Origin of the sequence: Phenylobacterium sp. J426 (genome assembly GCF_024699945.1) — a bacterium.
Lineage (GTDB): Bacteria > Pseudomonadota > Alphaproteobacteria > Caulobacterales > Caulobacteraceae > Phenylobacterium.
Genome location: NZ_JAJOMY010000001.1, coordinates 3,773,168 through 3,793,807 on the forward strand (window position 1 = coordinate 3,773,168; position 20,640 = coordinate 3,793,807).

The following is a 20,640-nucleotide window of genomic DNA, read 5'->3' on the forward strand; positions in this document are numbered from 1 at the left end:
CGGCTGGTGGGCGCCGGCCCGGGGGCCGCGGACCTGATGACCGTGCGCGCGATGCGCGCCGTCCAGGGCGCCGAGGCGCTGCTCTATGACGCTCTCGTCAGCGACGAAGTGCTGGCGCTGGCGCCCGCCACCTGTCTTCGGATCCAGACCGGCAAGCGGTTCGGCCGCGCCAGCCTGCAGCAGCAGACCATCAACCGGCTGATGCTGCGGCTCGCGCGACGCGGGCTCGAGGTCGTCCGGCTGAAGGGCGGGGATCCGTCGGTGTTCGGACGCGTCGGCGAGGAGGCCGCGTACCTGCGGGCCGCTGGTGTCGAGGTGGAGATCGTGCCCGGGATCACCGCGGCCAGCGCCGCGGCCGCTCAACTCGGTTTCCCGCTGACTCATCGCGGCGAGGCGCGCCGCCTGCTTATCGCGACCGGCATGCGGGCCGATGGTCCGGCCCAACCTGCCCGGCGCGGCCGACGCGGGAACGACGCTCGCGCTCTACATGGGCCGTCAGGCTCTGGACGCCGCCGCCGACGCGCTTCTCGTCGCCGGTCGGTCACCGGGCACGCCGGTCCTGGCGGTCGAGAACGCTGGCCGTCCAAACGTCCGGGCCGTCGAGGCGCGGCTCGGCGACCTGCGGCCACTGGATGCGCTGGCCGACAGCGATGCTCCGGTCGTGTTCCTGATCGGGGAGGTCGTCGCCCAGGCGAGGCTGGCCGAGGCCAGCGGCGACCGCGTCCTGAACGTGAGCGCGGCCTGACGCGATAGGGCGGCCCCCGGAACTTGCGGATGGAACCCTCGCCACGGGGGGGCGGTTCGGGCTCGTCACTCGCAGGCGCCAGGGGCCGCGGGTCGCCGTCAGGCGGCCTTCTTGTCCCGCCCGTTCGACAGCAGGGAGATCAACGCAGCTGCCGCCGTCAGCGCCGCGGCGGCGGACGCGAGCGGATGTTCCTTCACCTCCTGGGCCGCCTTGCGCGCCAGTTCCTTGGCTGGCGCCGGCGTGCGGGCGATCGCCTCTTCCGCGACCGCCTGGCCGCGGCGCGCGAGCTCCTCGGCCGCCTGACGCACCGCAACCGAAGCCTTGGCGACCGCCTTCTCGGCGTCCTCGCTCAGGCCGTCGGCCGCCTCGCGCAGGGCCTTGGCCACATCGTCGAGCGTATCGTCGACTTCGTGGCGGATCTTCCGGGAAAGCGACTTCTTCGACATGGGATGCTCCTTGGTGCGGGATCGGAGGTCGGACGAAGCCTGATCGGTCCAGCCCAGCTTCGCCTTGATCTGCGTCAAGCGCGGGCGCGGGCTTCGCGCAGGCGGCGCCGGATGGCCTCGGCGTCATCGTGCACGCGCTCGTGCGCATCGCACACGTCCAGACGACGAGCGCAGGCCGCGCCGAGTTCGGCGCGCAGCAGGCCCAGGGCCCGCGGCGGCGCCATGAGCGCGAGCCGCTCGAAGGCCCCCCGCTTGGCCGCCGCCTCCAGCTCGGCGGCCACCCGCCGCAGGAACCGGCGCTCGGACTCATGGTCCATGTCGCGGGCGCCGGCGCCATGGCGTCCCGGCCCTCCGCTCTCGTGAACCGTGGTCATATGACGGTGCGACTTCGGCTCGTCTTCGCCGTTGGACTGGAGGCGCATCTCCTTGCGCTCGCGCACCTCGCCGGCGCGGACGCGTTCTTCGAACACGCGCGCCTCGACCGCATCGGCCGCGACGATCCAGGTGGTTCCGGTGAGTTCCATGACCCAGGTCTCCTTGCTTCGGGACCTAGGTAGACGCGCCGGTGAAGCCAGGCTGTGACGCGGATCAAACCGCGGCCGCCGGGGCCTCCGTATGTTTACTTAGGGGCGTACGCTTAGGGTAACGCCACGAATTTTCCGGCCGGGCGGCCGCGCGTACCCCTTCCTCATCAGGAAGGACGCCCCGATGACCCTCGCCTACGACCTCGAAGACCCCCGCACCGCCCGCCCCGCCGCCGCGCTGACCGAGGTGATGGACCGCCTGGGCTCGAAGGCCGCCTTCGACCGCGACGAGGAGATCTACGCCCAGGACGACGAGGTGGACTACCTCTACCGCCTGGTTTCGGGCGTGGTCCGCACCACGCGGGTCAACGCCGACGGCCGCCGGCAGGTGGGCGACTTCTACTATCCGGGCGACCTGTTCGGCCTGGAGGTCGGCCCGGATCACCAGTTCTCGGCCGAGGCGCTGACCGCCTGCGAAGTGCAGATGGTTCGCCGCAGCTCGGTCCGCGCCTTCGCCGGCGATGTGGAGCTGGACCGCGCCATCCTGGCGGCGACCCGTCGGGAACTGCAGCGCGCCCAGGATCACGTCCTGCTGCTCGGTCGCCGCAGCGCCCGCGAGAAGGTCGCTGCCTTCCTGATGAGCCTGGCCGACGGCCGCGACGGCGACGGCGCCGAACTGCCGATGGGCCGGCAGGACATGGCCGACTACCTGGGGCTCACGATCGAGACCGTCTCCCGGATGCTGACGCAGTTGCAGGACGAGGCCATCGTGGCCTTCCCGACCTTCCGCCGCTTCCAGATCACCCGGCGCGAGGCGCTGGCCGCCCTCGTCGACTGATCCACCGCTCGCTCCCGCCTTCGGACTGGCGCGCCCGCCCGCATCAGGCGAGCATGTCGCCGGAGGTGGGCGGATGAGCAGCGGACATTCCCAACGATCGCCGGATCCTGTGATGGGACGCGTCGCGATCGCCGGCGCGCTGGTCGTGCTGGCTCTCCTGGTGCTGCGGCTCGCCGACGTGCTGCTGCTCGCCTTCGGCTCGGTGCTCACCGCAGTTCTCCTGCACGCCCTGGCCGATCCCCTGGTGCGCCGGGCGTCGATGCCACGGCCATGGGCCCTGTTCGCCGCCGTCGTCGGTCTTGTCTTGGCGACGGCCGCCACGCTCTGGCTGTTCGGGCGCGAAGCGGCGATCCAGCTGGCGGCGCTCAGCGAACTGATCCCGCGCGCCTGGCGAGCCCTGGAGCTCGACCTCTCCCGCTCGATCCTGGGCGCCTACATCCTCGACGACCTGCGGCGGCTGCAGCACGCCGACGGGCTGGTGATGCAGCTCGGCCCCAGACTGATCCGCGACTCGGCGACCGCCGCCGCGGCCGCGCTCATCGTCATGTTCGCCGGTCTTTACCTGGCCTTCCACCCCCGCACCTATCTCGGCGGCCTCGTGCGTCTCACGCCGCGCAGTTGGCGCGCGCGGACCGAGACGGTCCTGCTGGCGTGCGGCGCCGCGCTGAACCGGTGGCTGGTGGGCCAGCTGATCTCGATGCTGCTGGTCGGCGTGACCACCGGCGTGGGACTGTGGCTGGCGGGCGTGCCGTCACCGCTCGCGCTGGGCGTGGTTGCGGGGCTCGGCCAGTTCGTGCCGGTCATCGGGCCCATGGTTTCGACGATCCCGGGCTTGATCCTCGCCGCCAGCGCCGGCTGGGACACGCTCGCCTGGACGGCGGTCGTCTACATCGGAGCCATGCAGCTCGAGGCCAACCTCTTCACGCCCCTGGTGCTGCGCCAGATGGTGGAACTGCCGATGGCGGTGACGCTCTTCGCCGTGCTCGCCATGGGGGTTCTGCTGGGGCCGCTCGGGGTGCTCTTCGCAACCCCGCTGGCGGTGGTGGTCTATGTGGTTGTGCGCATGGTGTACGTGGAGGATGTGCTTGGCGACCGATCTGAAGCCTAGGCCCATCGGCGCGGAGACCGCGCCGGTCACGCACCTGCGGCTGAACCGCGCCCTGGGCTATGGAGTGGCCCTGGCGGCGACCGTGGTGTGCGCCGGCGCGCGCGTGGCGCTGGAACCGGTCTATGGGGATCGTGCGGGGATTCCTCCTCTTCGTGCCCGCCTTGATGGCCGCCGCGGCGGTCGGCGGCATCGGGCCGGCGCTGGCCGCGACCGTCCTGGCGGTGGTCATCAACGGCGTGTTGCTGGGCGAGGCTCTCGTCCGCGAGACCTCCAACATGATCAGCCTGGTCGTCTTCCTGGGCCTCGGCGTCGCGAGCGGGGTCGCCGGCTCACGGCTGCGTCACACGGCGGCCCACACGGCGCATGCCCTGGACGACCTGGAGGCCCGCGAAGCCCACCTGCGGTCGATCCTCGACACCGTGCCCGACGCGATGATCGTCATTGACGAGCGCGGCGTCATGCACTCGTTCAGCGCCGCGGCCGAGCGGCTGTTCGGCTGGACCGCGGCCGAAGCGATCGGGAAGAACGTCAGCATCCTGATGCCCAACCCCTACCGCGACGCGCACGACGGCTATCTGGACCGCTACATCACCACCGGCGAACGCCGCATCATCGGCATAGGCCGGGTGGTGGTCGGCGAACGCAAGGACGGCTCCACCTTCCCGATGGAGCTGGCGGTGGGCGAGATGCGCTCGGGAGATCGGCGGTTCTTCACCGGCTTCGTCCGCGACCTCACGGAGCGTCAGGAGACCGAACGGCGCCTTCAGGACCTGCAGTCCGAGCTCGTGCACGTCGCCCGGCTGACCGCCCTGGGCGAAATGGCCTCCGCCCTCGCCCACGAGCTGAACCAGCCCCTGTCGGCCACGTCGAACTATGTGAAGGGCTCGGTGCGCCTGCTGGACCGCGAGCCGCTGGACAAGGCCAAGATCCGCGAGGCGCTCAACCAGGCGGGCGAGCAGACACTGCGGGCCGGCCAGATCATCCGCCGGCTCCGCGACTTCGTCTCCAAGGGCGAGACCGAGCGGCGGTTGGAAAGCCTGCCGCCGATGCTCGAACAGGCGGGCGCCCTGGCCATGGTCGGCGCCAAGGAACGCGGCGTGCGGCTCCGCTTCGAGGTCGACGCGGACGTGGGCCTGGTCCTGGCGGACAAGGTGCAGGTCCAGCAGGTGGTGCTGAATCTCATGCGGAACGCGATCGACGCCATGGAGGGCATGCCCCGGCGGGAGCTCGTGGTGGGCGCCCGGCCCTATGAGGACGATATGGTCGAGGTCTGGGTCGCCGACAGCGGGCCGGGCGTGAGCTCGGAGGTCGCAGATCAGCTGTTCCAGCCGTTTGTCACCACCAAGCGGGAGGGCATGGGCGTCGGTCTCTCGATCAGTCGGACCATCGTCGAGGCTCACGGCGGCCGCATCTGGGTTGAGCCCAACCCCTCCGGCGGTGCTATCTTCCACTTCACGCTTCGGCGCGTGCGGGACGAGGAGTTGAGCGCAATTGAGTAGCAGTGTTGTCCATGTCATCGACGACGACGAAGCCATGCGGCAGTCGCTGGAATTCCTGCTCGACACCGCCGGCTACGCCGCACGGACCTACGAATCGGGACCGCAGTTCCTGCAGCATCTTCCCGGCCTCGAGCATGGCTGCATCCTCACCGACGTCCGGATGCCGGACATGAACGGTCTCGAGCTGGTCCGCCGCCTGCAAACCCACGGCGTGACCTTGCCGGTGATCGTGCTGACGGGACACGGCGACGTGCCCCTCGCCGTCGAGGCGATGAAAGCCGGCGTGCGGGACTTCCTGGAGAAGCCCTTCGACGACGAGGTCCTGCTGGCGGCGGTGGCCTCGGCGATGGACAGCGGCGACCAGGCCCAGAAGGAGGACGCGGAGCGGCAGAAGTTCGAGACCATGCTCTCGGCGCTCTCGCCGCGCGAGAAGGACGTGCTGCACGGCGTGGTCGCGGGCAAGCCGAACAAGGTGATCGCCCACGAGCTCGGGATCAGCCCACGCACGGTGGAGGTCTACCGCGCCAACGTCATGACCAAGACCGGCGCCGGCAGCCTGTCGGACCTCGTCCGGATGGCCCTGCTCGCCCGCTTCTGAGATTGCGTTCCGTCAAAGCGCTCGCGCGAAGCGTGGTCCATACGTGGTCTCATGCGCGCGACGACGCCCCCTCATGAACTGCCCCTCGTTGTCGTGGCCGACGACGACGTCGCCCTCTGTGCGGCGCTGAAGTTCGCATTCGAGACCGAGGGCTATCGCGTCGAAACCTGCGGCAGCGGCGAGGCCCTGCTCCAGTTGCAGCTTCCCCGCGAACGCGCCTGCCTGATCGTCGACGAGCGGCTGCCGGGGCTGACCGGCCTCGACGCGTTGTCGCAGTTGCGGCGCCGGGGCGTGGATCTGCCGGCGTTCGTGATCACCACCAATCCCTCCGCGTCGGCGCGCCTTGCGGCGGAGACCCTGCGCGCGCCGATCATCGAGAAGCCGCTGCTCGGCGACGGACTGCTGGACCGGATACGCGGCGCCTGCCCGCCCGACGCCTGATCGCGGCGGCCCTCGAGGCCGCGCTCACCAAGGTGCTGAAGCCCAACCAGAGCTTGCGGGAGCCCACATCTACGGCCGTCAGCTCTTTCGCCAAGGGCCTGGACGCCCGCGCGCCGCGGATGGCCGCCATGCTGAACCTGGAGGACGTGCGCCGCCAACGGCCGGCGCGCCGCTCCGGATCGCCACCTCGGGCTCTCCCAACGCGTTCGCCGGGCGCGGCCGCTTCACCTGGCGTGACTACGCCATCGCCGTTCTCAAGCGGCCTGCGACCGAGCTGGTGCATATCGGGCGTGTCGCGGAGGGGCTCGAGGCGGCTAAGGCGGCGGCGCTGCAGGAGGCGGGCATCGACCCTGCCCGCTACGTCTTCGCCGGCTGGGCCCGGAGCCTCGGGGAGGAACGGGTCGCGCGCAAGGCGGACGTGTACCTGTCCAGCTAGCCCGAGACCGGCAGCAAGGCCAAGCTGGAGGCCGTGGCGGCGCATCTTCCGGTGATCGTGCCGCTGGACGACGATGCTCCGCCGCTCATCCGCTACAGCCTGCCGCTCGACCACTGGCTGCCGGTGTCGGGTCCGGACGAGGTCGCCGCCGCCCTGGATCGCGCTGTCGATCTCGCCGCGCGGATGCGTGCGCCGGACGAACTGGCCCGGCTGGACCGCGAACTCGCGCGGTTCGACGCCTATGTGGCCATGCGACCGCTGCCGACGCTTAAGGCGCGACCGGGACGGGGCGGAAGTCCAGGTCGTGGTAGTCGTAGCTGAAGTCGGCGACCGGGGAGACAGCCTTCATGGTGATCCTCGTCGGCTTTCCGGCGGCGTCGAGGTTGAAGGTCACGAAGGCGGGCTCGGTGATTCCGTCCTTCCATCGCGCCACGAATGTGTCGTAGGCCCAGTGCTCCAGCGGCCCGGTCATGCCGGGCGTCTGGCGGAAGTCGATGACGAGCTTGCCGCCCGCCTCGGTGATCGAGATCGGCCCGTACCACGGATCGGCATAGGCGCCGGCGTAGCCCGACAGCGGCAGAGAGGGCTGGGAGACTGGCCGAGACTGCTGGGCCGCCTTCGCCGCCTTCAGGCCATCGGCCCAGCGCTTCTCCATGAAGTCGTCATACGCCTTGGGCCAGTCGCGTTTCGGCAGGCCGAGATAGTGGTCGAGCAACTCGTTGGTGAGGCCTGGGATCATGGCGTTCTCCTCCGAGTTCACCATCATCGCAAAGCCGATGTTCTTCTCCGGGATCAGCACAAGGACGGCTCGGAATCCCAAGGTCCCGCCGCCGTGGCTGATGATCTTGTGGCCGCGGTAGTCCTTCACGTTCCAGCCCAGCGCATAGGTGCTGAACTGGGCGCTCGCCTCGGCCAGCGGCCCGGGCAACGGGCTTGCGTTCATCAGCACGACGGGCTTCCACATCTCGCGCGCGCTGGCCTGGCTGAACACCTGGGCGCCTGAGGCCGCCTTTCCCTCTGCGAGCTGGACCTGGATCCACTTGGCCATGTCGTTGGCGCTGGACGAGATCGCGCCGGCCGGCCCCGCGTTCTGGCCCAGCGCGACCGCCTGCTCGTCCAGCGGCTGCTGCGCGCCCATGCCGCGGAGTTCGCCGAGCTGGCCGTGCGGCAGGGCGCGGTTGGACACCCGCCACCGATCGGGGTCGTTGGTGACGGAGTTGGCCATGCCGGCCGGCTTCAACAGCCGCTCGCGGACATAGACTTCCCAGGTCTGGCCGGTCTTCGCTTCGACCAGCTGGCCCGCGACCGCATAGAGGATGTTGTCGTAGGCGTAGGAGGACCGGAAGCTGGTGGCAGGCTTCAGGTAGCGGATCCGCCGCACCACCTCGGCGCGGCTGATGTTGGTGGCCGGCACGAACATCAGATCGCCCTGCCCGAGACCCAGGCCGCTCCGGTGGGCCAGCAGGTCGCGCACCGTCATCTCCCGGGTCACCCAGGGATCGTACATGCGGAAGTCCGGCAGGTGATCGATCACCGGGTCGTCCCACTTCAGCCTCCCCTCGTCGACCAGGGTCGCTAGCGCGGCGGCGGTGAAGTGTTTGGTCACCGAGCCGATCTGGAACAGGCTGTCGGCGTCCACCTTCTGGCCGCTGCCCAACAGCTTCTCGCCATAGCCCCTGGCGAAGGTGACCTTGCCGTTCTCGACGATGGTCACCGCAAAGCCGGCTGCGTCGAGTTGGCGTCGGACGGACTCCACGCGCTTGTCGAAGCCAGGCGGCGGCGCCGCGAGCGCGGCGCCGGGGATCATCAGCGCGAGGACGACGAGAAAACGGCGCATCCGAGAGTCCTTTCGGGTCAGGCGGCGACGGCAGGCTGCGCGCGGCCCGACCACAGGCGCCACAGCCCCCAGGTCATCAGCGGCAGCACATAGACGGCGAGGATCAACCAAGCGAGCAGGCGGTAACCCTGTCCGATGAGGGCGACGAGGCCGAACCGGTCGGCGATGAAGATCGAGCCAACCAGCAAGCCGGCGGCCACGGCCAGGCGAGCGGTCCGAGGGAAATCGCTGCGGCGGGCGTGGCTCCAGACATGCCCGATGCGTTCGTTGACCGCGTGGACGGCCCCGACCCCGGTCTCCAGCAGGGCCGCAAAGATCATCGCCTGGAAGAGCAGGTGGAAGACGGGCAGGTCCAGGCGCCGCAGCAGGACGTCGGACGGCAGCGCCTCGCCCGCGATCTGCGGCGCGTAGGCCGCCATGCAGATGAAGAAGATGGCGGCGGGGAGCATGGCCAGGGGGGCCGGCCAGCAGGCCGGCGACGACCGCGTCCCGCCGGCTTGTCAGGTGTCGCAGCACCGGCAGGATCACCACCGCGCAGACGATGTTGTAGCCCGCGTAGGTGACGCCGCCGGCCACCCATCCGTCGATCGGCGTCGGCCGCGCGAACGCCTCTGCGATACGCGGTCCGAAGGCGCCCAGCGCGAGCACGAGGAACACCCCGTAGACCGCGTAGAGGAACATCGAGGCATACTTGAAAAGCCGCTCCACGGCGGATCCGCCGAACGCCACGACCCCCGCGACCGCCAGAGTGAGCGCGAGGGCGCCCACGATGGCCGACCAGCCGAACACCGCTTGTCCGATTGCCCCGGCCGCAGCGCCGATCACTGCGAGGATGAGGATGCTGAAGACGACGTAGGCGATCTCGAAGGCGATCCAGAAGGGTCCCAGGAGATGACGGAAGAAGGTCCGGTAGTCTTCGCTGGCGGTGGCGCGGGCGAACAGAAAGGTCGCGACGCAGACGGCGCTCCAGATGAGCGTCGCCAGCGCCATGGCCATCAGCCCGCCGCGCGGACCGCTCGGCAGGAAGAACTCGGCCAGCTCGCGGCCGGTGGCGTAGCCGCCGCCGATCACCACCGCCTTGAAGGCGAAGCCGGGCAGCAGGAACCGCTGGAACCACGACGGCCCTCTGGCGGCCTGGCTGCTCACGCGAGGCAGGCCTCGACCAGCCGGTCGAACGCCGCGCCGCCGCGCATCGGGTCGGCGACGGGCAGGTTCAGCAGCCGCGACGCCCGCGACATGACGTCCTCAGCCTCCTCGGCGGTCATGGCCGAGGTGTTGAAGCTCAGGCCGGCGCAGCGGATCGCGGGATTGGTCAGTCGGCCCATCATCAGGTGGGTCTCGATGGCTTCGGTCAGTCCCGGCGTCGGATAGTTCGGAAAGCCGAGCAGATGGGCGCGGCCCGGCTCGTGGCACAGCACGATGACGTCGGGCTGGCTGCCATGCAGCAGGCCGAGGGACACCGCCGAATAGGCGGGATGGAACAGAGAGCCCTGCCCTTCGATGACGTCCCAATGGTCGGGCGCGGCGTCGGGGCTGAGCAGCTCGGCCGCCCCGGCCTCGAAATCGGACACCACGGCGTCCATCGGCATCCCGGCGCCGGCGATCATGATCCCCGTCTGCCCCGTGGCCCGGAAGTCGGCGGCGAGTCCGCGCTCACCGAAGGCGCGGGCGATCGCCAGCGCCGTGTACTTCTTGCCGAGGGCGCAGTCGGTTCCGACGGTGAGCAGGCGCTTTCCGGTGCGCTTGCGCCCCGTGGCGACGGGCACGCCAGGAGGCGGCTTGCGCACATCGATGAGACGGCGCCCCAGGCGGTCGGCCACCGCCTTGAGTTCACGGATGTCCTCGAGCTTGGCGTGCATCCCGCCGATGAGGTCCAGGCCGGCCTCCAGCGCAGCCACCAGGCTCGGAATCCAGGCGGGGCTGATCACGCCGCCCGGGTTCGCGACCCCGATCACCAGGGCGCGGGCCCCGCGGCGACGGGCCTCCTCGGGGGTCATCCGCGGCAGCCCGGTCGTCACCGCCTCGTCCGAGCAGGCCAGCTCGCCGACACACCGTTCGCCGGCCCAGTCACGCAGGCCGAAGGCCGTCTTGGCGTAGCCGGGCTCGGTGATGTCGCCCACGAACAGCAGGTACGGCTGCGGCAAGCTCACGACGGCCGGCTCCAGGCGCGCAGTCGCAGCGGTCATGCGGAGGCTCCCGCCGCGAGAAAGGGTTCGAAACGCATACAGGGTCCTTCGGGCGCGGACGAGCGCCCCGGTCGGACGGCGGCCGGCAGGCGACGCCCGCCGCCGCCGCGGCATCAGAACTCGGCCGTCACCGCCACCCCGACCGTTCGAGGCCGGATCACGCCGACGCCCATGGCGCCGTTCGGATAGACCGGCAGGCCGTTGGCGATGGGCGCGGCGGTCGACACCAGGCCGTCGCTGTCGAAGACGTTCTTGGCGTAGGCCTCGATGGTGAAGCGGTCGAGGTCGACCCCAGCGCGAAGGTCGACCACCTGGTAGGCGTCGATTTCGCGCTGGCGGCCGTTGGCGCCGCGGAAGGCCGCGTCGTAGGCGCCCGACTGATCCGAGACATGACGCACGGAGCCCCCGACGAAGGCGTCGGTCGCGCCGTTGAGCGCCCAGCGGTAGTCCGCGTTGAGGCCCAGCGTCAGCTTCGGCGTGAACGGCAGTCGGTCGCCGTCAAGCCCGCCGACCAGCGGATCGGTGTCGTCCTTGAGCTTGGCGTTTGTGTAGGCGCCGTTCACGCTCAGAGACAGGCCCTCCATCGGGCGAAAGGCGGCGTTGAACTCAGCGCCCTGGCTCTTGGCCTTCCCCCCGTTCACATTCACGCCGAAGCCATTCACCGAGGCGAACAGCTGGATGTCCTTCCAGTCGATGTGGAAGGCCGCCACGTCCAGGCTCCAGCGACGGTCCGCGCTCTCGGCCTTCAGGCCCACCTCGTAGCTCATCACCGAGTCTGAATCGTACGACCGCGGCACGGTCGGCGGCGCGTTGGGCGGCACGACGTTGGGCCCGCCGGGTCGGAATCCCTTGGCGACGCGGGCGTAGACGGAGGCGTTCTCGCTCAGCTCGAAGCGCGGGGCGATCGAGTAGGTGAAGACCTCCTCCGAGGACTTCGAGGAGAAAGACTGCGGGCCGCCGGCCAGCACGCCGTCCCCGGTCTGCGCCGCACTCTGCTCGTTGCGGCTCCAGCGGCCGCCGACATCGACATCGAGGCGGTCACCGAGATGGGCGGTGACGTTGCCGAAGACGGCGACTTCCTCATAGTTCGAAGGCAGTTGCACCGCGCCGAGGACAGGCAGGCCCGCGATGTCGGTGAGCGTACCGGGCTGCACCGCGCGGAATTCCTGACGGATCAGGCCGTCTTCCTTGTTGTAATAGGCGCCGGCCAGCCATTCGATCGGGCCTTCGGCCTTGGAGGACAGCCGCACCTCTTGGGTCAGCTTCTTCAGGTTGGTGTTCTGGGCCAGCAGAAACTCGTTCGGCACGCCGAAGATGGCCTGGATCAACCCGCTGAGGTTGAAGGTCAGGTCGTCGCGCAGCGTCTGCTTCTGCGTACTGTAGCTGGTGGACGACGTCAGATCGGCGAAGCCGAGGTCCGCGTTCACTGTCGCGTTGTAGACGCGATAGTTCACGTCCGAGAACTGCGGCACGAACTGCGACTGGGAAAGCCTGTCGTAGAGCGGCTCCAGGGTGGTCGCATCCGCCTCGGCGATCGTCGGCGCGTCGGTCTCGATATTCTGCGCGATCATGGACAGTCGGACCGAAAGCGTGTCGAGCGGTGCGAACAGCAGCGACGCGCGCCCGCCGTAGCTGCGGCCATCGTCGATGTCCTTCTCGACGTCGGACCCGGCCGTGCCGATGGAATCGATGAAGCCTGCGGTGTCGCGGTACGAGCCGGAGGCGCGGAAGGCCAAGGTATCGCCGAACGGGACGTTGATCACGGCCGCCGCGCCGTAGGATTCCCCGCCGCCCTTCGTGGTCTCGAGGTTGGCGCGAGCGCGCATGAGCTGCTCGCCGAGGCGGGGTTCGTTGGTGACGAACTTGAGGACGCCGCCCAGCGAATTGGCGCCATAGAACGTGCCCTGCGGCCCTCGCAGGACTTCCACACGCGCCACGTCGAAGGTGTCGAAGTCACCGGCGAGGATCGCGCCGTTCGCCAGGCCCGTGCTCGAGCCGAACGGGGTCTCGTCGACATAGACGCCGACAGTCGAGGCGACGCCGCCGGTGTTGACACCGCGGATGACGAGACGCGCGTTGCCGGGGTTGGCCTGGACCACCTGCAGGCCCGGAACCAGCTTCAGATAGTCGGAGAACGTGGTCGCCTGCAGATTCTCCAGGTCGGAGCCGGACACCACCGAGATCGACTGCGGCACCTCGATCAGCGCCTGCTCGCGCTTCTGGGCGGTGACCACCAGCTCTTCGACCGCGGCCGGCGCGTCGGCCGCCCACGCGCCGCCGGTCGCCGTCAGCGCCGCCACCGCGGCCGAGGCTGCGAGCACGGACCGCTTCGCATGCATTCTCATCGTCACCCCCTCCATCTGGTCGTCGGCCGGCACGCGTCCCCAACCCTAGCGAGGGGAGACGCCGCCTCTCCCCGGCGCAAACCTCCCGCCCGGGAATTATCCATTGAGACCACGATGATCCCAATTAGAGAATTGTCAACACGATGACGGCGGATCAGAGAATTGCGCCGCAGTCACAGGACGGCGCCCGCCGTCTTGGCGAGCGGGCGAAGCGCAAAGAGCGACAGTGACGACAAGCCGGCCACCCCGCCCATGAGGGCGAAGAAGACCGGCGGACCGAGAACGGTCCAGAGCGTCCCGAGCACGCCGGCGAGCAGGTTTCCCGCGAACGCCGCGAGGAACCAGGCTGCGACAGCGGTGGCGGCCAGGCCCGCCGGCGCGAAGCGCGCGAAGAGGCCGAGGCCTACCGGAAGGATGAAGAGCTCGCCGGCGGTCAGCACGGCGAAGAAGCCGACCAGCCACAGCCAACTGGCCGCGCTCTGCCCTGTCGCACTGACGGCGGCCAGCACCACGAAGGCGGCGGCGACGCCGGCCGCGCCGAGGCTCATCTTGCTCAAGGGCTGCGGTTCACGCCCCCGGGCGGCTTGCCGGCTCCAATGCGCCAGGAGGAACGGCGTCAGCGCGAAGACCAGCAGCGGGTTCAGCGACTGGAACCAGGTCATCGGAATCTCGAACCCACCGCCGACGACCCGGTCGACGCCCTGGTCGGCCCAAAGCGCGACCGTATTGCCCATCTGCTCGTAGGCGGCCCGGAACACGACGACCGACAGGCCGACACCCACGAGCAGCATGGTGAGGGGCATGTTGGCCCGGCCGCGCGCCGGCCCCTCGCGCGCCGCGCGGGGCGGATCGGCCGGCAGATAAGGGCGCCCCAGGATGTAGATCGCCAGGCCCGCCAGCATGCCGATGCCGGCGACGCCGAAGCCGTAGTGCCAGCCGTAGAGCTCGCCGATCGTGCCGCAGACCAGAGGCGCCAGGAAGCCGCCGAGGTTCACGCCCACGTAGTAGACGTTGTAGGCCCGCACGCGGCGGGGGTCGTCCGGCGCGTAGAGGCCGCCGATCTGGCTCGGCAGGCTCGGCAGAAAGAAGCCGTTGCCCAGGGCGATGCAGGCGAGCGCCGCATAGAGCGCCGGCTCGAACGCCATCAGGAAGTGGCCGAACGCCATGATCGTCCCGCCGAGGATGACCGCCTTGCGGCGGCCGAGCCAGCGGTCGGCGACGAGCCCGCCGAAGATCGGCGTCAGGTACACGACTGCGGTGTAGAGGCCGTAGACCAGCGACGCCTGGGCCTGGGCCATCAGCAGCTGCTTGGTCATGTAATAGACCAGCATCGCGCGCATGCCGTAGAATGAGAACTTCTCCCACATCTCGGTGAGGAAGAGCACGGTCAGCCCGCGGGGCTGACCGAACCAGGACGGTTGCCCGGCCGATGCGAGGCTCATGGGGCGCTGCCCCAGCCATGTTCGGGATAGCTGATCCGGCCGTCGACGTACGAGACGCTGGGCAGGCGGTCCTGGGTGATGAAGATCGGGCCGTCGAGGTCGACCACCTCGCAGAGCTGGCCCAGAAGATAGGCGGGGCCCATCGCCAGGCTGGTGCCCACCATGTTGCCGACCATCACGCCCAGGCCGAGGCGCTTGGCCTCGCGCGCCATCGCGAGCCCCTCGGTCAGGCCGCCGCACTTGTCCAGCTTGATGTTGATGACCTGAACCCGCCCGACGAGCGGTTCGATATCATCGAAGCTCAGGACGCTCTCGTCTGCGGCGATGGGGATGGGGCATTTCAGGCCGTCGTGGTGGTCCTCGCGGCCGCGGGCGAAGGGCTGCTCCAGCAGGCGGACATCGGCCTCGACGAGGGCCGGCGTAAGCACCTCCAGGCTGTCGGGATCGAAACCCTGGTTGGCGTCGACGGCGATCCAGGTCTCGGGCCGGGCGGCGCGCACGGCGCGCACGCGCTCGGCGTCCAGCTCGGCCTCGCCGGTAAGCTTGAGCTTCAGCGCGCGGGCCTGGGCGTAGGCCCTGGCCTTGGCGGCCATGACCGCAGGTTCGGCCGCGCCCACCGTGAACGTGGTGACCAGGGACTGCGGCCGCTCCAGGCCGGCCAGCTTCCATACCGGCTGGCGCCGCCGCTTGGCCTCCAGATCCCAGAGCGCGCAGTCTAGCGCGTTGCGGCCGCCGCAGGGGGGCATGAGGCGGCGGAGCCCTTCCCGATCGAGCCCGGCCTCGATCTCGGAAAGCGCAGCTTCAACGGCCGAGATCATCGCAGGCACGTCGTCGCCCAGGTAATAGACGCCCGAGGCCTCGCCCTCGCCGACCGCCCCCTCCTCACGCAGGCGGACGACGACCACCGGCATTTCGGTGAAGACGTAGCCGGTGATGCGGAACGGCTCGACCAGATGGACCGGCTCTTCGGCGACGGTCAGGGCAAGGCGGGGGGCGCAGGGTGGTCATGCCACCTCCGGGAATGCTGGGAGACCAAGGATGCGGGCGCCCGGCGGCAGCCGGACGCCCGGGCGGGATCAGTAGTTCACGCCGAGGCCGACGAGATGGAAGGCCACTGCGACCCAGAGCAGGACCGCCGTCGCGGCCAGGATCGCCAGACTCCACAGCTTGGCGAACCAGCTGCGTCGTCCGCGCCAGACGACCGAGACGTTCCAGATCGCGATCAGGAAGCCGGCGACCACGCCGATCGTGCCCAGGATGTGCAGCGCGTAGAGCACCGGGTCGAAGGCCGAAGACATGAGCTTGAGGTCGCTCATCATGCCGAGCACGGTCCCGACCCAGGCGGCGATGGCTCCGGCCGAGGCGAGCGCGCCGATGCGTACGGCCCGGAACGCGGTCGCCTCGCGCCCCTCCAGCGGGAAGGCCCCACGGTAGCGCCGCCGCACGATGGCGGCCACCGGCCACAGCACGACGGTCAGCAGCAGGATGCCGAAGCTGATCGCCGCGGCCGGGGTCAGCCACGCGGCCGATTTCGCGACGGGCGCGCGCTCGAACATCATGAAGGGCGAGAAATCGTCGACCGACCACCGGACGACCTTGCCGTCCTTCACCTCGGCGGCCAGCCGGCTCTTGCCGCCGACCTCGGCCCAGACGAAGGGCGCGATCTCGCGGTACTTCTTCGGCGCCCCGCCGAAGTCACGCAGCAGGGACGCACTGATCGTGCCGTCCTCGTTGGCGCTCACCTTCACGCCGCCCAGCAGTTCCAGGATGCTGACGAGGCTGCTTTCCACGCGGCGCGAGTTGATCCAGGAGCCCGAGATCAGCTTGGCGTGCTCGGCGGCGGTCTTGGCGTCCACCCGGCCCTCCGGCCCGGGGCCCGGCAGGTAACGGTCCGAGAATTCGCGGAAGAGCGCAGCGCGGATGTTGCCCGCCGCGCCTTCCCGGCCCGAACTGTTCATCGAGACGTAGAGGCCGACGCCGTCGTCCGGATAAAGGAACAGGTAGGTGTGGAACCACTGGGTGTCCCCGCCGTGGGCGATCACGCGCCGTCCGTTGGTGTTCTGCTCGTAGAAGCCCAGCGCCATGCGGTTCAGCGGCGGCACGACGGTGCGCGTGGTGGCGTGCATCATCCGGGTCGTCTCCGGAGACAGCAGCGGACCGCCGCCCTGAAGATGGGCGATCATGAACTTGGACATGTCCGCGCCGGTCGCGGACAGCGAACCGGCGGGGGCGAGCGGGATCAGCTCGAACTTCTTCGCCTTGCCCGCCGAGGCCTTGTCGTAACCCTTCGCCATCAGCGGCTCGAGCGCGGGCGGCAACGGCTGGCGGAACGTCGATCGGGTCATGCCGAGCGGCGCGAAGATGTTCCGATCGAGGTAGGTGTCGAAGTCGAGGCCGGAGGTCCGCTCGACCACATAGCCCGCCAGCGCCGTGGCGTAGTTCGAATAGGCCGGCTGCGCGCCCGGCGCGAAGATCTGCCGCGGCGTCCATCGCTTCAGCACCTGCCCCAGGGACACGGCGGCCTTCGGATCCTCGGTAATCAGGCCTTTCACCGCCTCCTCGAAGCCGGCGGTGTGGGTCATGACGTCCCGCATCGTAATCGGCTTGCCGCTCTTGTGGGTCGGCATCTTGAAGTCGAGGTAGGTGTTGATGTCGGCGTCGAGGTCGATCTTGCCCTGCTGGACCTGCTGCATGACTGCGGTCCAGGTGAACAGCTTGGAGACCGAGCCGGGCCGGAACAGCGTGCGGTCCGGGTCGACCGGCGTGAGCTTCTCGACGTCGGCGTAGCCGTAGCCCTTCTGCACCACCACCTGGCCATCCTTGACGACCACGACCACCGCGCCGGCGACATCGCCGCTCTTCAGCGCATAGGGCATGTAGCCGTCGAGCCAGGCTTCGACATCCGGGGCCGACAACGGCCGTGCGGCGGCGCCGGGGATCGGCGCGGGCGCCGTCGTCGTCTCGGCGTCGGGTTGCAGAGGCGGCGCCAGTGTCGGCGCCTGCGCCGCCGCCGGCGCGGCGACGATCGCCCAGGATGCGAACAAGGCCGTGGCCTTGGCTAATAGACGCATGCGAACCCCCTATGGCCGCTGGAGCTGAAACGATCCTGGTCCGGCGATAGTGATCCCCATTAGAGAATTGTCAACGGCCACGGCTGAGTTCCGCCGCGCGCGCCGGCGGGCGAATGTGCTGGACGCCGCGTGGGGTTTTTGCAGAATCGGAAAATCGGCCCGCGAGGGACTTTGTCCTGATCAGGATGGAGCCGCGGCTCCTGCGAGAGGATCCACGTTTGACCGCCCGCCACCCCACGCTTGGTAGCCTTCTTCGCAGCCTGCGGTCCCGCAACGGCTGGACGCTGAAGGAGATGAGCGAGCGAACCGGCATCCCGCTGTCGACGCTCTCGAAGGTTGAGCATGACCGGCTCACCCTCACCTACGACAAGCTTCTGCAGCTGTCCCAGCGCCTGAACCTGCGAATGTCGGAGCTCTTCGCCGAACCGGACGCGGCGCCGGAGGCTCGATCACCGCCCGCCGCTCGATCGGCCGGCTCGACGGCGCAATCCGGGTCAACACGCCGAACTACGACTACTACTACATGTGCCCCGAGCTGCGCCGGAAGCGGATGGTGCCCACGGTGACCCGCATCCGCGCCAAGAGCGTCGAGGAATTCGGCGAGCTCGTGCGGCACCAGGGCGAGGAGTATATCTACGTGCTCCAGGGGCCGGTGGAGATCCACACGGAGTTCTACGACCCTGTCGTGCTGCAGACGGGCGAGTCCATCTACATCGACAGCACCATGGGCCACGCCTACACGGCGCCCGAAGGCACCGACGAGGCGGTCGTGCTGGGCGTCTGCTCCAGCGCCGAGGAGGACCTGATGGAGTCCCTCATGGAGTTGCACAACGACGACGCGCCGCTGGCGCGGGCCGCTAGCCGCTAGCCGCTAGCCGCTGGCCGATCAGAACCAGGGCGCGCCGCTTAAGGCGTGGCCGAAACGGGTCTGGATGATCTTCTGCTGCACCCGCGCCACCTCGGGCCGCAGGCTGAGCTCCCGCTGCCAGGTCCGCGCAGCTCCGACATCCGCGAAGTAGCCGGTCAGGACGTAGTCGTAGCCGCCAGTCACCAGCGCCGCCGTCGCGACCGCGCCGTCCTCGTGGCAGTAGGCTTCGAAGCGTCGAAGGCCGGCCCGGGACGGATCGGCCAGCTTCACGTAGCTGATCGCTTCGACCGGGCGCCCGACCTTGGCGGGGACGAAGACCGCGCTCCACGTCGCCGTCCCATCGTGGCGCATCACCGACAGCCGCTTGCGAACAGCCCGGGCGTCTAGACCGCTCAGGTCCGGCAGGTCACGGATCCGTCCTTCCCGACGGCCGGCGAGCACCCGCCGCAACGCATCTTCTCCGCTGCCGGAAAGTCGTCGTGAGCCGGACTGTCGCATGGTCGCCTCCAACTCAAAGGCTGCGCGACGCGCTACGGAATTTCAATCCTGCCCAGGACATCAATGGTCCTGGTTAGAGAACGACTTTGCCCCCGGCCGCCGGGGTTCCGCGGCCGCCATTCTCCAGACTCCGGATCTGGCCCCCGCCGGTGTCGAAGGCTTCTGCACTGGCGGCAAACCCCTGCGCCGCTGTGCTGGCTCAGGCCAGTGTGCTGGGGTCAGGCCGCCGCGGTAAGCCGGTCGACTTCGGGATCCAGCCCCAGCGCCTGCATCATCTCGTCCCGCCGGGGTCCTGGCTTCGGCGGATAGGCGGCGGCGTTGCGCGCCTTGCCGCGGACCCAGTACTTGAACACGCGCGCCAGGTTGCCCGGCTTCTTCAGCCAGGCCTCCGGGTGCTCCAGCATGTGGAAGCCGCGCATGGCCTGGCGGAGCAGGTCGACGTCGTGCCGGATGGCGATGGCGACCCCGTCCTCGGCGAAACTCTTCATCAGCCGGCCGCGGAACGACGGACGATAGCCTGGCGTCAGCTCGGCCCGCGCCCGTCTCAGGGCTGCGCGATCCTGCTTCAGCATGAGCGTGAAGAACGGACGCAGCTCGCGCCAGATCGCCTCGTGATAGGCAAGCGCCCTCGCCTTCGGGTCACGCGTCGCATCCAGCACCTCGCGCAGGCTCCAGGCGGCCACTGCCGCGAACGAGCAGCCCCGGCCGTAGAGCGGATTGGTGCGGGCGATGTTGTCGCCGATGGCGAAATAGCCGAGCGCCGCGGGTTCGCCGTCCACGACCAGGTCGCGCCAACGGCAGATCAGGTCGCCCATGCCGAACACCTTGCTGGTGGGCTCGGCCTGCGCCTCGTTCACCCAGGGCCGGAGCCCGGGGAGCATCATGGCGATGCGGTGGAAGACCTCGGGGTTCACGATGGCCTTGCGCATCTCGTACTCGATCTCGGGCGTGCACATGGTGATCGAGAAGCAGCCGTTGTCACCCGGGAAAACCCCGAACTTCAGGAAGCCCAGGTCGCCCGTGGTCGGCGGATTTCCGATCCGCGGGGGCTCGGTCCTGCCGGGCCTCAGGCGGTAGTGGCGGGTGAAGTAGAGGATGCCCGCGGACTCGCTGAACTCGGGCACGTCGGCGCCGGCCGACCGGAGCTGCTCGACGAGATCGCCGCCCTTGCCCGAACCGTCGACGACGACGTCGGCGGTGATTTCCGCCGTCCGGCCGCCTTCGTCGCCCGCTAGGCCGGTGACGCGCAGTCGGCCGCTTGCGTCCCGATCGATCAGCAGCCGGCGCACGAAGAAGCCGGTGCGGATCTCGACGTTGGGCAGCCGCTCGACGTAACGCCGCATGACCAGTTCGAGCGTGGTGCGCCGGCTGGTGAGGATGGTGAGCTCCGCGTCCTCGGGCGTCGCCCGGTACGTTGGCCGCTGCAGCTCGGTGACCATGCCTTCGAACGGCAGCTCGCGGACGCCGTTCCGGGCGAGCTCCTCCAGGAGCCTCGGATGGTGCGCCTTGAGCAGGGTGCGCAGCCGGGCCAGGAAGGCATGGCTCTGCCGCAGATGGCCGACACCGGTTCGCTTCCAGTCGCGGAAGGCCTGGTCCGGGTCCTCCTCGGGCGGCGGGCCGTCCCGCTCCACGAGGATGAGTCGCCGCGCGTCGCCCGCAAGCGCGAGCGCGGCGCAAAGGCCGGCGATGCCGGCCCCGATCACGACGACTGTCTCGCGCATGGCTCTACGCGGCCGCCCCGCAGATGACGCCTGCCCG

Annotated in this window: 21 protein-coding genes and 1 pseudogene; 11 read left to right on the forward strand and 11 right to left on the reverse strand. The window is 69.6% G+C overall.

Annotated features, from left to right (window positions below; genetic code table 11):
• Positions 1 to 36: 36 nt before the first annotated feature.
• Positions 37 to 384 (forward strand): annotated as a pseudogene (locus tag LRS10_RS19855) (uroporphyrinogen-III C-methyltransferase); the annotation flags it as partial.
• Between the two features lie 46 nt (positions 385 to 430).
• A complete protein-coding gene (locus LRS10_RS19860; RefSeq protein WP_257839249.1) occupies positions 431 to 745 on the forward strand; it encodes a hypothetical protein in 315 nt (104 codons plus the stop codon).
• A 98-nt stretch (positions 746 to 843) separates the two neighbouring features.
• Here LRS10_RS19860 and LRS10_RS19865 read toward each other — a convergent pair whose 3' ends face one another.
• Both LRS10_RS19865 and LRS10_RS19870 read right to left on the reverse strand, forming a co-directional pair.
• Positions 844 to 1,191, reverse strand: coding sequence for a hypothetical protein (locus tag LRS10_RS19865; protein WP_257838748.1), 348 nt, complete (start codon positions 1,189 to 1,191; stop codon positions 844 to 846).
• A 74-nt stretch (positions 1,192 to 1,265) separates the two neighbouring features.
• Positions 1,266 to 1,715 (reverse strand): host attachment protein, encoded by a 450-nt coding sequence (locus LRS10_RS19870; protein ID WP_257838749.1) that lies wholly within the window; start codon positions 1,713 to 1,715, stop codon positions 1,266 to 1,268.
• Positions 1,716 to 1,899: 184 nt separating this feature from the next.
• On the opposite strand from LRS10_RS19870, the gene LRS10_RS19875 reads away from it, so the two are divergent.
• The 7 genes from LRS10_RS19875 (at position 1,900) to LRS10_RS19905 (ending at position 6,956) form a co-directional block, all read left to right on the forward strand.
• Positions 1,900 to 2,553: a helix-turn-helix domain-containing protein gene (locus LRS10_RS19875; protein WP_257838750.1), complete on the forward strand. Its 654-nt coding sequence runs from the start codon at positions 1,900 to 1,902 to the stop codon at positions 2,551 to 2,553.
• Positions 2,554 to 2,665: 112 nt separating this feature from the next.
• Positions 2,666 to 3,661, forward strand: coding sequence for an AI-2E family transporter (locus LRS10_RS19880; RefSeq protein ID WP_257838751.1), 996 nt, complete (start codon positions 2,666 to 2,668; stop codon positions 3,659 to 3,661).
• A 122-nt stretch (positions 3,662 to 3,783) separates the two neighbouring features.
• Positions 3,784 to 5,160, forward strand: a complete 1,377-nt coding sequence (locus tag LRS10_RS19885; protein WP_257838752.1) for a PAS domain S-box protein — start codon at positions 3,784 to 3,786, stop codon at positions 5,158 to 5,160.
• Positions 5,153 to 5,758, forward strand: a complete 606-nt coding sequence (gene fixJ / locus LRS10_RS19890) for a response regulator FixJ (RefSeq protein ID WP_257838753.1) — start codon at positions 5,153 to 5,155, stop codon at positions 5,756 to 5,758. The genes LRS10_RS19885 and fixJ overlap by 8 nt, the downstream gene beginning before the upstream one ends.
• A 93-nt stretch (positions 5,759 to 5,851) precedes the next feature.
• On the forward strand, positions 5,852 to 6,199 hold the full coding sequence (locus LRS10_RS19895) for a response regulator transcription factor (protein WP_257838754.1): 348 nt from the start codon (positions 5,852 to 5,854) through the stop codon (positions 6,197 to 6,199).
• A gap of 277 nt (positions 6,200 to 6,476) precedes the next feature.
• The gene (locus tag LRS10_RS19900; protein WP_257838755.1) at positions 6,477 to 6,635 is read left to right on the forward strand and encodes a hypothetical protein; all 159 of its coding nucleotides are present in this window, start codon (positions 6,477 to 6,479) and stop codon (positions 6,633 to 6,635) included.
• A 33-nt stretch (positions 6,636 to 6,668) separates the two neighbouring features.
• The gene (locus LRS10_RS19905; RefSeq protein ID WP_257838756.1) at positions 6,669 to 6,956 is read left to right on the forward strand and encodes a hypothetical protein; all 288 of its coding nucleotides are present in this window, start codon (positions 6,669 to 6,671) and stop codon (positions 6,954 to 6,956) included.
• Here the strand turns inward: LRS10_RS19905 and LRS10_RS19910 are convergent.
• From LRS10_RS19910 to LRS10_RS19940, 7 genes are all read right to left on the reverse strand, one after another.
• The gene (locus LRS10_RS19910) at positions 6,904 to 8,472 is read right to left on the reverse strand and encodes a serine hydrolase (RefSeq protein ID WP_257838757.1); all 1,569 of its coding nucleotides are present in this window, start codon (positions 8,470 to 8,472) and stop codon (positions 6,904 to 6,906) included. The genes LRS10_RS19905 and LRS10_RS19910 overlap by 53 nt on opposite strands.
• A gap of 17 nt (positions 8,473 to 8,489) precedes the next feature.
• Positions 8,490 to 8,921: a hypothetical protein gene (locus LRS10_RS19915; protein ID WP_257838758.1), complete on the reverse strand. Its 432-nt coding sequence runs from the start codon at positions 8,919 to 8,921 to the stop codon at positions 8,490 to 8,492.
• 693 nt (positions 8,922 to 9,614) lie between these two features.
• Positions 9,615 to 10,658, reverse strand: coding sequence for a DUF1611 domain-containing protein (locus tag LRS10_RS19920; RefSeq protein WP_257838759.1), 1,044 nt, complete (start codon positions 10,656 to 10,658; stop codon positions 9,615 to 9,617).
• 113 nt (positions 10,659 to 10,771) lie between these two features.
• Positions 10,772 to 13,003 (reverse strand): TonB-dependent receptor, encoded by a 2,232-nt coding sequence (locus LRS10_RS19925; protein WP_257838761.1) that lies wholly within the window; start codon positions 13,001 to 13,003, stop codon positions 10,772 to 10,774.
• 173 nt (positions 13,004 to 13,176) lie between these two features.
• Positions 13,177 to 14,445 (reverse strand): peptide MFS transporter, encoded by a 1,269-nt coding sequence (locus LRS10_RS19930; protein ID WP_257838762.1) that lies wholly within the window; start codon positions 14,443 to 14,445, stop codon positions 13,177 to 13,179.
• Positions 14,442 to 15,425 carry a dipeptide epimerase gene (locus LRS10_RS19935; RefSeq protein ID WP_257839217.1) on the reverse strand — a complete coding sequence of 328 codons (984 nt, stop codon included), beginning with the start codon at positions 15,423 to 15,425 and terminating at the stop codon, positions 14,442 to 14,444. Before LRS10_RS19935 ends, LRS10_RS19930 begins: the two co-directional genes overlap by 4 nt.
• A gap of 96 nt (positions 15,426 to 15,521) precedes the next feature.
• Positions 15,522 to 17,516 (reverse strand): serine hydrolase, encoded by a 1,995-nt coding sequence (locus LRS10_RS19940; RefSeq protein ID WP_257838763.1) that lies wholly within the window; start codon positions 17,514 to 17,516, stop codon positions 15,522 to 15,524.
• A gap of 293 nt (positions 17,517 to 17,809) precedes the next feature.
• Here LRS10_RS19940 and LRS10_RS25355 point away from each other — a divergent pair, with 293 nt between their 5' ends.
• Together LRS10_RS25355 and LRS10_RS19945 are read left to right on the forward strand one after the other, a co-directional pair.
• On the forward strand, positions 17,810 to 18,082 hold the full coding sequence (locus LRS10_RS25355; protein ID WP_374571045.1) for a helix-turn-helix domain-containing protein: 273 nt from the start codon (positions 17,810 to 17,812) through the stop codon (positions 18,080 to 18,082).
• Positions 18,070 to 18,384: a cupin domain-containing protein gene (locus LRS10_RS19945; RefSeq protein WP_257838764.1), complete on the forward strand. Its 315-nt coding sequence runs from the start codon at positions 18,070 to 18,072 to the stop codon at positions 18,382 to 18,384. Before LRS10_RS25355 ends, LRS10_RS19945 begins: the two co-directional genes overlap by 13 nt.
• 18 nt (positions 18,385 to 18,402) lie before the next feature.
• On the opposite strand, the gene LRS10_RS19950 is transcribed toward LRS10_RS19945, so the two are convergent.
• Both LRS10_RS19950 and LRS10_RS19955 read right to left on the reverse strand, forming a co-directional pair.
• Entirely contained in the window at positions 18,403 to 18,882 is a 480-nt protein-coding gene (locus LRS10_RS19950) for an Lrp/AsnC family transcriptional regulator (RefSeq protein ID WP_257838765.1), read from the reverse strand.
• Positions 18,883 to 19,100: 218 nt separating this feature from the next.
• A complete protein-coding gene (locus LRS10_RS19955; RefSeq protein WP_257838766.1) occupies positions 19,101 to 20,603 on the reverse strand; it encodes an NAD(P)/FAD-dependent oxidoreductase in 1,503 nt (500 codons plus the stop codon).
• Positions 20,604 to 20,640: the final 37 nt, after the last annotated feature.